Consider the following 12,609-nt stretch of genomic DNA (forward strand, 5'->3'; position numbering starts at 1 on the left):
CCTCACACTGGCATTCAGCGCAGCGCAAAGGCGATCACAGCCAGACACAGGCAGAGATTCACCACCAAGATCACGATGCCTACCCGGCGCCGCAGGGTCATCTTTTTGAACGGATTAATCATAATCGAACCGCTCCGACAGGATGCGATCAGCGGGCGTGCCCCGCTTGATCAAATGGGTTTCTACGATGTCCATCATCACCGTCGGCCCACAGACCACGAACAGCCAGTCCTTGAATTCCTGCGGCGCAAAAACCCGGTCCAGAAGCGCGCCGTCGATGAAACCCGTCTCGCCCGTCCATCCCTCTGGTGGCTCTGACAGGACATAGGTGACATCCGCCACACCAAGCTCGTCGCGAAAGGCAATCTGGTCGGCTTTCCTATTGCCATAGACAAGCCTGAGCTTGCGCGGATCACCCGTAAGGCGCATCTGCCTGAGAATACCCAGAAGCGGCGCGAGGCCGACACCGCCGGCAATCAACGCGACGCCGGGTTCGGTGCGCCCTTCAATCGCGAGACTTCCATAGGGGCCGTCAAGATAGGCGATCGTGCCCGGCTTTATGTCACCAACCCCGCGCGTAAAGTCGCCAAGCTCCTTGATCATGAAGGAAACCTCTGGTCCGCCCGACGGCGCCGAGCAGATAGAAAACGGGTGTTCGTTGATCGAGAACGGGCTGTGCCCGACCGTCAGCCAGACAAATTGCCCGGCCTTGTAGGCAAGCCCCGAATGCGCATCGGGTGCGAGGGTCAGTTCCCACTGCTTGGGCGTCAACCGCGTCACAGAGGCGACGCGCCATGCCTGCCTGCGACCCTGAAACGGCACGATCAGGTAGACATAGAAAAGTGATCCAACCGCCAGCCCGGTCATCACCAGCCAGATCCAACTCATCACCGGCAGAGACCCATAGCGGCCCGCATGGGTGGCGTGATGCAACAAAAGCAGTGCGATCAAAACGGCACCGATCCCATGCATCAGCCGCCACACCTCGTATTTATGGTCAAGCTTGGTGCGCCCGATCGCCAGAAAAACAAGACTTGGAAGAATGAGGAACGCGGCAATGCCACTGGACAGGTCGGCAATATCAGTGGTGAGCGTAAGCTGGCCGGTCGGGTCCCAGGGTCGTGGCCCCCCGGACGGCGTAGCGCGATACAAGAACGGATGCAGCAGCGCAAAGATCAGAGCCGTGCGCGCCATGATCTGATGAAACCGCATGGTCACATCCATCCCGACGCCATGCGAAATCTTCCTGAAACGGCCGGAAAGAACAAACTCTGCGAGGATCATCGAAAAGGCGAGAATGCCAAGGCCCGAGGCAAGCTCTTGATACACCGGGCGCGACGGCCCGCCGGTCAGAAAAGAGAGCACCAGCGGCAGCGCGACGACGCCGAGATAAACGAGGATCAAAAAGAGAGGCTTCATGGGTTTCTTCGGCTCGGTATGCAGGACTTGGCAATCCTACGTCACCGCAGTGCCGCGCGCCTTGAGCCAGAACAATTCCGCAAGTTGTCCTTGGGCCCCCGGTTTCTGACCGCATGACCCGGCGGCGGGCGCTCAGACGCCGTAGCGCGCCATGAACATGTCAACAACGCCAGTGACCACGCGGTCGATATCGCCCTCTTTCGGAGCGTTGCAAAGCCCGCAAAGGCAGCGCACGAAAATATCGCATTTGCAGAGTTCGCAAAACTGTTCCGCCGCAAGATCCATATCGTCGATCTTGAGCGCGCCGGTTTCCACGTAGTGGCCCATGACCATGCCAAGCCGCTCGCGCAGCAATTCCGGCCCTGAGGCATAAAACCGTTTGCCAAGCTCGGGAAAGCGGTGGGATTCAGAAACGCTGATCCGGTAAACCTGAATGCCGAAATCCGACAGGAAAAACCGCACGACACGATCCGCGATATCGCGCAGGGTGACGGCGCAGGGGGCGTTCAGATCAAATTCGCGCAGCGCCTCTTCGGCCTGGCGGTTGCATTCGATCCGCGCCACCTCAGAGAACAGCAGGCGTTTGTCCGGGAAATAGCTATAGAGCGTGGCCTTTGACACCTGCGCCTCGCGTGCGATGTCATCAACGCTTGCGCCCTCGAAACCATCACGCATGAAGACGTGCCGTGCCCCTTCGAGCACTTGATCAAACTTGCGCCCTTTTTTGATTTCTGCGGCCATTGCCGACATAAAGCCCCTCCCGGTAAGAGGGCTAGTTTAGTCGCCCTGACGGCTGGATCGCAAGCACATCCGCGCAGAGGCGCGGAAATCACAGGCCACCCTTGCAGGTTCGCGGTGACCTGTGGTCGCGAGACGTCATTTATTAATGCCGCTGTTGCCTTGGGTCACCGGCGCGGGCGCAGGATCGGGATAGGTCAGAACGGGCGTGAGCGTGCTCATGTCGATGCCAAAGGCCAGAATCGGCGAGGCGGCCAGAGAAAGCGAGAGAGCGATTGCGGTGACGATCTGTTTCATGTCGTTCTCCAAAAGTGAACTGTTTGGTTCAGAATCATATCTAAACGGTTTAGTTTACTTTTCAAGTAAAAAATAAACTAATCGGTTTAGATTGTGCGCGACACCCGGACGCTTTGCGCTTGAAGCGGCCAGCGGCTAGAGTACATTAGAACCATTCTAAGGTAAGAGGCAGTCATGATTCCCGGTATCCCGTCACGTCGACGTTTCAAGGATTTGTCAGAACAGGAAATTCTGGCGCTCGCCATTTCGTCGGAAGAAGACGACGCGCGTATCTATCGAAGCTATGGCGAGTTGTTGCGCGGCGAATATCCCGATACCGCCAAGGTCTTCGATGGCATGGCCGCCGAAGAAGACGAACATCGAAAGCGCCTGATCGACCTGCATTCCAAGCGTTTCGGTGACGTGATCCCGCTTATCCGGCGCGAGCATGTTGCCGGGTTTTATGCCCGCCGCCCGGTCTGGCTTATCGAAAACCTCGGAATCGAGCGTATTCGCGCCGAGGCCGAAGGGATGGAGCGCGACGCCGAGGCGTTTTACATCAAGGCGGCGCATCGCACGACCGATGCCGATACCCGCAGATTGCTTGGCGATCTCGCCGCCGCCGAGGCCGGGCATCAGGCCCGCGCGGGCGAACTTGAGGCCGAGCACCTTGACGAGGATTCGCTTGCCGCAGAAGAGCGCACCTCGAAACGCGCCTTTCTTCTGACCTGGGTACAGCCGGGGCTTGCCGGTCTGATGGATGGCTCTGTGTCGACGCTCGCGCCGATCTTTGCCACCGCTTTTGCCACCCAAGACACCTGGACCACCTTCCTCGTCGGCCTTGCGGCCAGTGTGGGCGCGGGCATTTCGATGGGCTTTACCGAGGCTGCCAGTGACGACGGTGAATTGTCTGGACGCGGTAGCCCGATAAAACGCGGCTTTGCGGCCGGGATCATGACCACGCTTGGCGGGCTTGGCCATGCCTTGCCCTACCTGATCCCGGATTTCTGGACTGCTACAATCGTCGCCTTTGTTGTTGTCTTTATCGAGCTTTGGGCGATTGCCTGGATTCAGAACAAGTTCATGGACACACCATTTTTCCGCGCCGCCTTTCAGGTGGTGCTTGGTGGCGCCTTGGTCTTTGCGGCGGGTGTGCTTATCGGGAGCGGCTAGGCCTTTGGTCTGATGCCCCATGGCTCAGGGCCGATTGACCTTGGCCCGGAACCTGCTACCAAACGCGCATGCTGAGTGTATTCCTCCAGACACTTCCGTTCTTTTTGATCATCGGGCTGGGATACGGCGCCGGGCGAAGCGGCTTTTTCCCCGAAGTGGCCACCGCATGGCTTACGAAATTCGTGTTCTACTTTGCGCTTTCGGCGATGCTGTTCCGGTTTTCGGCGAACTTGACGCTGGCGGATGTCCTGGATTGGAATTTCGTGATGGCCTATCTCTGGGCCACCGGATTTGTCTATGGCATCGCCACCATGGTCGCCCTGTTGCGCCGGATCAGCATTCAGGAAGTCGCCATCGAGGCGCAATGCGCGGTGATCGGCAATGTCGGCTTTCTCGGGGTGCCGATGCTGGCCATGCTGATGGGCGAGGCGGCGATTGGCCCGGTGATGATCGTTCTTGCGGTTGACCTGATCGTTTTTGGCTCGCTTGTGGTGATCCTGATCACCGGGTCGCGCGATGGCCGGATGAGCCTTGGCATCCTGCGCACGGTTGGCCTTGGCCTTTTGAAAAATCCGATGATCGTGTCGATTGTTCTGGGCCTCACATGGTCGGGCCTGCGCATTCCGATCCCGGACCCGATGAACGATTTCGTGGCCATTCTGGGTGGCGCGGCGACACCCGGCGCCCTGTTCGCAATTGGCGCATCATTGGCCTCGAAATCGGCTGAACGCGCGACGATTTCGGGCTGGTTGTCGTTCTGCAAACTGGTGCTGCACCCGGGCTTTGTGGCGCTTTCGGCGCTGGTTCTGTTCCGGGTCGAGCCCTATGCAGCTGCCGTGATGATTGCGGCCGCAAGCCTGCCGGTGGCGGGCAATGTCTATATGCTGGCCCAGCATTACGGGGTCGCGCCCAAACGGGTCTCGGCCTCGATTCTGATTTCCACGACGGCGGCAATCGTTACAGTGTCGCTTGTGATCGGCTGGGTGAACCAGCTTTATTGAACACTGCTCAAGATGGTAAAGGAGAGACGCATGCAAACGGTTTCGGAGAACACCTGCTTTGGGGGCATTCAGGGGGTTTATTCTCATTCCTCCAAGGCCTGCGGTGGCGATATGACCTTTGGCCTCTTCCTGCCGCAAGAGGCCAAGGATGGCCCGGTGCCGGTGCTTTGGTATCTCTCGGGGCTGACCTGCACCCATGAAAATGCCATGACCAAGGCCGGCGCACAGGGCTGGGCCGCAGAGCAGGGCATCGCGCTTGTCTTTCCCGACACAAGCCCGCGGGGCGAGGGCGTTGCCAATGACGAGGCCTATGATCTTGGGCAAGGCGCCGGGTTTTACGTGAATGCCACGCAAGACCCCTGGGCGCCGCATTTCAAGATGTGGGATTACATTGCCGAAGAACTGCCCGCGCTGATCACCGAGAATTTCGCGATTGACGGCGAGCGTCAGTCGATCACCGGCCATTCGATGGGGGGGCATGGCGCGCTTACCCTAGCGATGGGCCTCGCCGGGCGTTACCGTTCCGTCTCGGCCTTTGCGCCGATCTGCAACCCCACCGCAAGCGATTGGGGCCGCAAACAGTTCACCGCCTATCTTGGCGCCGATGAAAGCAAATGGGCCGCCCACGACGCCAGCACCCTGATGCGCGAGGTCGGCTTTGACGGGCCGGTTCTTGTGGATACCGGCACCAATGATCAGTTCCTTGACCTGCTGCGCCCCGAAACCCTTGCCGAGGCCGCCTTTGCGCGCCGCCAAGAGGGCGCGATCCGGATGCAAAAGGGCTATGATCACAGCTATTTCTTCATGTCGAGTTTCATGGAGGATCACGTGTCGTTCCACGCCGAGGCGCTTTATGCAGGTTAAACCATGAGCCATTATGACCTGATCATCATCGGCTCTGGCCCGGCGGGGCGCGCGGCTGCCATTCAGGCCGGCAAGCTCAAGCGCCGCGTGCTTGTCATCGACCGCAAGGACAGGCTCGGCGGGGTCTCGGTGCATACCGGTACGATCCCCTCCAAGACCCTGCGCGAGACGGTTCTGAACCTTTCGGGCTGGCGCGAGCGCAGCTTTTATGGCCGTGCCTATCGGGTCAAGGATGACATCGGCGCCGAGGATCTCAAGGCGCGGCTGCACATGACGCTTGATCACGAGGTTGACGTGCTTGAGCATCAGTTCAACCGCAACCATGTCGACACGTTGCATGGGCTGGCGCGCTTTGTCGATCCGCATACCGTGGATGTCGCCACCGAGGCGGGCGATGTCACGCGGCTCACCGCTGAACGGTTTCTGATTTCCACCGGCACCAAGACCTATCGGCCCGACAACGTGCCCTTCAACGGGCGTACCGTGGTAGACAGCGACGAGTTTCTCGAACTTGCCCAGATCCCGCGCAGCCTGATCGTGGTCGGTGCCGGGGTAATCGGGGTGGAATATGCCACCATGTTCTCGGCGCTTGATGTCCGCGTGACCCTGATTGAGCCGCGCGAGACCTTCCTCGATTTCATCGACACCGCGCTCATTCAGGATTTCACCCATCAAATTCGCGAGAATGGTGTCGATCTACGGCTTGGATCCGCCATCGAAACGATTGAGGACGCGGGCGATCACATCGAGGTCAGCCTTGCCAATGGCCGTCATGTCCGCGCCGAGATGTTGCTTTTTGCCGCCGGGCGGATGGGCGCAACCGAAGGCCTTGATGTTGCCGCCGCCGGGCTTGAAACCGACCATCGCGGACGGCTTGAGGTTGATCGCAAAACCTATCAGACCAACGTGCCGCACATCTATGCTGCGGGCGACGTGATCGGTCACCCCTCGCTGGCCTCGACCTCGGTGCAACAGGGGCGCGTGGCCGGGTGTCATGCGCTTGAAACGCCCACCTTGCCGGAAAGCCCCTGGTTTCCCTACGGAATCTATTCGGTCCCCGAGATTTCGACCTGCGGCATGTCCGAAGAGGAAATGCAGGAACGCGGCATTCCCTACGAGGTTGGCGTCGCGCGCTTTCGCGAGACGTCACGCGGGCATATCATGGGCTTGGAACATGGCATGCTCAAGATGCTGTTTTCGCTCAAGACGCGGCGGGTTTTGGGCGTGCAGATCGTTGGCGAGGGCGCGACCGAGCTTATCCACATTGCGCAGGCGGTGCTGAACCTCAAGGGCACGGTGGATTACTTCGTGCAGAACACGTTCAACTATCCGACGCTTGCCGAGGCCTATAAGATCGCCGGTCTTGATGCTTTCAACCGCATGCCGATCCCCGAGGAATACAAGCTTGACCGCGGCGCGGCCAAAGCCAGCAAGGCAAAGAAATGAGCATCTATGTCGATGCCGATGCCTGCCCGGTCAAGGCCGAGGTTGAAAAGGTCGGCACCCGGCATCGCGCGCAGATGTTTGTCGTCTCGAACGGCGGTTTGCGCCCCTCGCAGAACCCGCTTGTCGAGACGGTGATCGTGCCCGACGGTCCCGATGTCGCCGACATGTGGATCGCAGAGCGCGTCGGCCCCGGCGACGTGGTGATCACCGGCGATATCCCCCTCGCGGCCAAATGCGTCGAGGCGGGGGCGCAGGTGCTCAAGCACAACGGCGAGCCTCTGACACAGGCCAATATCGGCAACGTGCTGGCCACCCGTGATCTCATGACCGACCTGCGCGCCGCCGATCCGTTTCGCCAAGGCGGCGGCAAGGGGTTTACCAAGGCCGACCGCTCGCGCTTTCTCGATGCCCTTGAACGTGCCCTGCGCACCGCCAAGCAATCAGGCGGATAAAGGTCGGCTGTATGGGTGAAGCGGTCGCTCGCAAAGCCGCGCGTCCCAGGGCCGCAGTCCGGCGATGAGCGGCGGCCTTGATTGCGCGTGGGGCAAAGACCGCAACGAGCAAAAGCCACCCTTCCGACACCCGCTTCTTTCATCGTTCCACAAATACTCAATCCTTCCTTTTGGCCTGCGATTGCCTCAAGAGAACCCTCGGGGGTTTACAATGCGAGGGTCGTGGCCTTTGGTGACGCGGGTAAACAACAACCGTGGATTTTCATGACCACCGCCACCGTTCAGCGCTCTAACCTGACCGGCGCCGCCTTTGCCTTGGCGGCGGTGATGTGCTTTTCGCTCAATGATGTCGGGATCAAGTTCCTGTCGGATGACTATGCGCTGCATCAGGTGGTGTTCATCCGCGCGATGATCGGGATCATTGCCTTTGTGACCTGCGTGATGCCCTTTACGGGCGGCACAAGCCTTTTGCGCACGCGCCGCCCCGTCGTTCACCTCATTCGCGGACTTTGCGTGGTGAGCGCCAATATGTGCCTGTTTCTGGGGCTGGCGGCGCTGCCGATTGCCGATGCGGTGGCGGTGTTCTTTGTCTCGCCTTTGGTGATCACGGTGTTCTCGGTGATTTTCCTCTACGAAACCGTCGGCCCGCGCCGTTGGGCCGCGGTTGCGGTGGGGTTTGTCGGCGTTCTGGTGATTGTCAAGCCGGGCACGGCGGCGTTTCAGCTGGCTTCGCTCTTGCCGATTGCGGCGGCGTTTCTTTACGCCACGCTGCATATGCTGACCCGCAAGATCGGCGGCACGGAAACCGCGCCAACCATGGCGTTTTATATCCAGCTCACCTTTGTCGTCGCCAGCCTTGCCATTGGGCTTGGGCTTGGCGACGGGCGTTTTGCCGGGATGGGCCACCCCTCGCTTGAATTCCTGTTTCGCGCCTGGGTGGTCCCTGATCCGGGCGATTATCCGATTTTTGTCATGCTGGGGATTTCGGCGATGCTTGGGGGCCTCTGCATCTCTCAGGCCTACCGCCTAAGCGAAGCGGCCTTTGCCGCGCCGTTCGAATATGTGGCCATGCCGATGGCAATCATGTGGGGCGTCACGGTCTTTGGCACATGGCCCGACCAAAGCGCGTGGATCGGCATTGCGCTTATCATCGGATCGGGGCTCTATCTTTTGTGGCGCGAGTCGGTGAAGGATGAAACCCTCGCCACCGACGCCCCGACATACCGGCGTTAGCGCCGCAAGACGAGAAAGGACCGCGTATGAACATCACGATGATCCCCTTTACCGAGGGCGAGGCCAATCTTGACTGGCGCGGGCTTTGCGCCGCCTTCAAAGCCGGGCATGCCTTGCCCAAGGCCGAGATTGCCGATACCTTTCTCTACCGCGATCCCGATACCCTGCTCAATCGCGCGGCCTGGATTGACGGGATGGGGCTTGCCGTGAAATCCGCCACGATCTTTCCGCGCAACCCCGACAAGGGCGAGGCGATGATCAACGGGGCGGTCAATCTTTATTCCGACGATAACGGCACGCTTGAGGCGATTGTCGACTTCCACCTTGTGACCAAGTGGAAAACCGCTGGCGATAGCCTTTTTGCCGCCACCCGCCTCGCCCGGCCCGAGAGCGAAACGATCCTGATCGTTGGTGCCGGCACCGTCGGGCGCAATCTCTGGCAGGCCTATCGCTCGGTCTTTCCGAGCGCCCGCTTTTCGATCTGGAACCGCACCCGCGCCAATGCCGAGAAAATGGCCGCCGATTGTCCGGGGATGAGCGTCGCCGATGATCTTGAAGCAGCCGTGCGCGCCGCCGATATCGTGACCTCGGCGACCATGTCGACCGAACCGCTGATCAAGGGCGACTGGCTGCAACCCGGTCAGCATATCGACCTTATCGGCGCCTATCGCCCCGACATGCGCGAGGCCGATGATGCCGCATTGTTGCGCGCGCGGGTGTTTGTCGACAGCTATGACACGACCATCGGCCATATCGGCGAGATCAAGATCCCGATTGAGGCGGGGGTGATCACCCGCGAGCACCTTGTCGCCGATTACTATGAGCCCGCGAATTTCAAACGCCGCTCGGATGATGAAATCACCCTGTTCAAGAACGGCGGCGGTGCGCATCTTGATCTTATGACAAGCCGCTACATCCTTGACGCCTGGAGGGCCGCCGCATGATCTGGCTTTGGCTGATCCTCGGCCTTTTGGCGCTTGTGGTGGCCGCGCCCTATCTGCTTGAGGCGCTCAAACCGCGCATGGACGAGCGCGCCCGCCGCACGGCGCCGGGCAAGTTTGCCGATCTGTCGCGCGGGCGCACGCATTACCGCTGGCTCGGGGCAACGCGCGGGCCGGTGGCGGTCTGCGTGCACGGCCTTACAACGCCGTCTTTCGTCTGGACCGGCCTTGCGCCGGGGCTTGGGGCGCTTGGGTTTCGGGTGCTGGTCTATGACCTTTACGGGCGTGGCTATTCCGACCGCCCCTCTGGCCCGCAGGATTCGGCCTTCTTCGCGACCCAGCTTGAAGAGCTGCTTGAGGATCAGGGCATTGACGGCGACATCACGCTATTGGGTTATTCCATGGGCGGCTCTATCGCCACCGCCTTTGCCGCGCTGTTCCCCGAAAGGCTGCGCCAGCTGGTGTTGATTGCGCCTGCCGGGCTTGGCCATGACCTTGGCCCGCTGGCCGAGCGCGTGAGCCAGGGCAGCGCGATTGGCCGTTGGGCGATGCAGGCGCTTTTCGCCCGCTCTTTTCGTGCGGGCACCGAGGCGGAACGTGACTTGCCAAGTTCGGTCAAAGGCATCGTCGATCTGCAACAGGGCGAATTGCGCTATCGCGGTTTTGTGCCCGCTGTCATTGCCTCAATCAACGGCATGGTGTCCGAGGATCTGCGCGAAGAGCATCGCGATATCGCCCAAACCCGCCTTCCGGTTCTGGCGATCTGGGGCAGTGAGGACAGCATCATCCCGCTCAGCAGCATGGGCGATCTGGCGCAACTGAACCGCGCCGCGCGCCAAGAGGTGATCGAGGGCGCCGGTCATGGCCTGACCTACACCCATAGCGACGAGGTGATCCATGCCATGCGCGATCTGATGCGCGATTGATCAGGCGGCCCGAAGGCTGCGCTCGCGAACCGGCAAATGCACGATTGCGCTGAACAACCCGATGCCGACGCCGATCCACCAGACCAGCGTATAATCGCCATTGAGATCATAGAGCTTGCCGCCAAGCCAGACGCCCATGAAGCTTCCCAATTGGTGAGAAAAGAACACGATCCCGTAAAGTGTGCCCATGTAGCGAAGCCCGTAGAGATGCGCGATCAGCCCGCTGGTCAGCGGCACAGTCGCCAGCCAGAGCGCGCCCATCGAGACCGAGAACAACAGCACCGTCGCCGGCGTGATCGGCGTCAGGATAAACGCCGCCGAAATCAACGTGCGCCCGAGATAGATCATCGCCAGCAGGTTTTTCTTGGAATACCGCTTGCCCAGCCAGCCGGCGGTCAGCGTGCCGACGATATTGGCCAGCCCGATCAGTGAAATCGCCACCGCCCCTAGCGCCGAGGTGGTGGTGATGCCCATACTGTGCAGCGCGCCACCGGGGGCAATCGGGCCGCATAATTCGGTCACGAAGGCCGGGAAATGCGCGGTGATAAACCCAAGCTGATAGCCGCAACTGAAAAACCCCAGGAAGATCAGGGTATAGGACGGATCGCGAAAGGCCTTACGCAGGATCGCGCCCATCGATTCCTCTAGCACGGCGCGATTGACTGGCTCTGGTGCGCGCATCAGCGGCAGGACCGCGAGGCTTGCCAGAATGATCGCGGCAAAGATCATGAACACCATTTGCCATGTCATCATGCCCAAAAGATATTCCGCCACCGGCGCGCCAAAGACCTGACCGGCCGACCCGGCGGCGGTGGCGATGGCAAGGCTCATCGAGCGGTTTTCATCCGAACTTGCCCGCCCTACCACGGCAAGGATCACCCCAAAGCCGGTGCCGGCAATGCCAAAGCCAACAAGTATTTCGTAAAGCTGATGCGCCTCGGGGGTGACCGCGAAAGACGACAGGACAAGCCCCGCCGCATAGGTCAGCGCGCCAAGCACGATTGCCCTGCGGTCACCCATCTTTTCGGCCAATCCGCCAAAGAACGGCTGACCAAAGCCCCAGGCGAGGTTCTGAATGGCGATGGCAAGCGAAAATTCAGCGCGGGGCCAGTTGAACTCGGCCGCGATCGGGATCTGAAACACCCCGAATGATCCGCGAATGGCGAATGAAATCAGGATGATCGCGCACCCTGCAATCAGGACGGGCGTGAACAGGGGGGCGGATTTCTGCATGATGATCTTTCAGCGAATTCCGCCGCAGTCTAGGGCCCCTGACCCGCCCGTCAATTCAGCCTTTGTGATGGGGCGCATCACAAGGGCGCGTCAGCCCAGCAATTGATCCATCATCGCGCTATCGGGATCGCTGAGCGCCTCGATGATATCGAAATGATGACGGTCTTTGGCGACGTGATGCGTGGCCCCCCAAGCCTCGGCAAGCCATTGCGCCTGATCAAGGAAGACGGGCCGCTCATCGGCGCCGACCCAGACGGTGACCGGCACGCTCGGCGGCGCCATCAATGCCGGGCTTTCGGCCTCGGCAGCGGCCAGATCAAGTCGGAAATCGGCGTTCATCGAGGTCTCTAAAAGCGGGCGCAGGTCAGAGACCGGCGAAATTGGCATGACATGAGAAAGCCGCGCCGCCACGTCATCGGGCAAAACCCCAGTCATGCCCATACGCGCCACAAGATGCCCACCTGCCGAATGCCCGGCAAGGGCAATCGGCCCGTCCACCCGCGCCGCCGCCGCCGTCACGGCGCGCGCGATCTGCATCGTGATATCGGCGATCCGAACCTCGGGGCAGAGGTCATAAGACGGCATCGCCACCGCCCAGCCCCTCGCAAGCGCGCCCGCCGCCAGATGCGACCAGAGCGAGCGGTCAAACCGAAGCCAATACCCGCCATGCACGAAGACCATCAAACCCTTGGCCGTGCCCTCGGGATGAAACAGATCAAACGCCTGCCGTTCGCTCGGGCCATACGAAATGCCAAGCTCGGCCCGCCCCTCTGCCACACGCGCGTCACGAAACGCCTGCGCCTCGGCGCTCCAGCGCGCGGGATAGTCCGCGCCGCCGGGAATATAGGGCACATTGGCATATGCATCGTCCAGATTCACGCTATTTTCCTTTCTGACTGGGCCTAGA

Annotated in this window: 13 protein-coding genes; 8 read left to right on the forward strand and 5 right to left on the reverse strand. The window is 60.7% G+C overall.

Annotated elements, in window-relative coordinates; all coding sequences use genetic code 11:
- Nucleotides 1-114: 114 nt before the first annotated feature.
- From ROG8370_RS03950 to ROG8370_RS20485, 3 genes are all read right to left on the reverse strand, one after another.
- The gene (locus ROG8370_RS03950) at nt 115-1,419 is read right to left on the reverse strand and encodes a ferredoxin reductase family protein (RefSeq protein WP_085825783.1); all 1,305 of its coding nucleotides are present in this window, start codon (nt 1,417-1,419) and stop codon (nt 115-117) included.
- Between the two features lie 132 nt (nt 1,420-1,551).
- Entirely contained in the window at nt 1,552-2,169 is a 618-nt protein-coding gene (locus ROG8370_RS03955; protein WP_085825784.1) for a TetR/AcrR family transcriptional regulator, read from the reverse strand.
- Nucleotides 2,170-2,295: 126 nt separating this feature from the next.
- On the reverse strand, nt 2,296-2,454 hold the full coding sequence (locus ROG8370_RS20485; RefSeq protein ID WP_170925177.1) for a hypothetical protein: 159 nt from the start codon (nt 2,452-2,454) through the stop codon (nt 2,296-2,298).
- 174 nt (nt 2,455-2,628) lie between these two features.
- Between ROG8370_RS20485 and mbfA the strand changes: the two genes are divergently transcribed.
- From mbfA to ROG8370_RS03995, 8 genes are all read left to right on the forward strand, one after another.
- Nucleotides 2,629-3,606, forward strand: a complete 978-nt coding sequence (mbfA, locus tag ROG8370_RS03960) for an iron exporter MbfA (protein ID WP_085825785.1) — start codon at nt 2,629-2,631, stop codon at nt 3,604-3,606.
- 68 nt (nt 3,607-3,674) lie between these two features.
- Complete coding sequence (locus ROG8370_RS03965; RefSeq protein WP_085825786.1) at nt 3,675-4,607, forward strand: AEC family transporter; 933 nt, start codon at nt 3,675-3,677, stop codon at nt 4,605-4,607.
- A 30-nt stretch (nt 4,608-4,637) separates the two neighbouring features.
- Nucleotides 4,638-5,471 (forward strand): S-formylglutathione hydrolase, encoded by an 834-nt coding sequence (gene fghA, locus ROG8370_RS03970; RefSeq protein WP_085825787.1) that lies wholly within the window; start codon nt 4,638-4,640, stop codon nt 5,469-5,471.
- 3 nt (nt 5,472-5,474) lie between these two features.
- Nucleotides 5,475-6,917 carry a Si-specific NAD(P)(+) transhydrogenase gene (sthA, locus tag ROG8370_RS03975; protein WP_085825788.1) on the forward strand — a complete coding sequence of 481 codons (1,443 nt, stop codon included), beginning with the start codon at nt 5,475-5,477 and terminating at the stop codon, nt 6,915-6,917.
- The gene (locus ROG8370_RS03980; protein WP_085825789.1) at nt 6,914-7,369 is read left to right on the forward strand and encodes a YaiI/YqxD family protein; all 456 of its coding nucleotides are present in this window, start codon (nt 6,914-6,916) and stop codon (nt 7,367-7,369) included. Before sthA ends, ROG8370_RS03980 begins: the two co-directional genes overlap by 4 nt.
- A gap of 264 nt (nt 7,370-7,633) precedes the next feature.
- Complete coding sequence (locus ROG8370_RS03985) at nt 7,634-8,602, forward strand: DMT family transporter (RefSeq protein ID WP_085825790.1); 969 nt, start codon at nt 7,634-7,636, stop codon at nt 8,600-8,602.
- 26 nt (nt 8,603-8,628) lie between these two features.
- A complete protein-coding gene (locus tag ROG8370_RS03990; RefSeq protein ID WP_085825791.1) occupies nt 8,629-9,546 on the forward strand; it encodes an ornithine cyclodeaminase family protein in 918 nt (305 codons plus the stop codon).
- Complete coding sequence (locus ROG8370_RS03995; protein WP_085825792.1) at nt 9,543-10,469, forward strand: alpha/beta fold hydrolase; 927 nt, start codon at nt 9,543-9,545, stop codon at nt 10,467-10,469. The genes ROG8370_RS03990 and ROG8370_RS03995 overlap by 4 nt, the downstream gene beginning before the upstream one ends.
- On the opposite strand, the gene ROG8370_RS04000 is transcribed toward ROG8370_RS03995, so the two are convergent.
- Entirely contained in the window at nt 10,470-11,702 is a 1,233-nt protein-coding gene (locus ROG8370_RS04000) for an MFS transporter (protein ID WP_085825793.1), read from the reverse strand.
- 90 nt (nt 11,703-11,792) lie between these two features.
- Nucleotides 11,793-12,581: a hormone-sensitive lipase gene (locus ROG8370_RS04005; protein WP_085825794.1), complete on the reverse strand. Its 789-nt coding sequence runs from the start codon at nt 12,579-12,581 to the stop codon at nt 11,793-11,795.
- Nucleotides 12,582-12,609: the final 28 nt, after the last annotated feature.

This window comes from Roseovarius gaetbuli (assembly GCF_900172365.1).
GTDB lineage: Bacteria > Pseudomonadota > Alphaproteobacteria > Rhodobacterales > Rhodobacteraceae > Roseovarius > Roseovarius gaetbuli.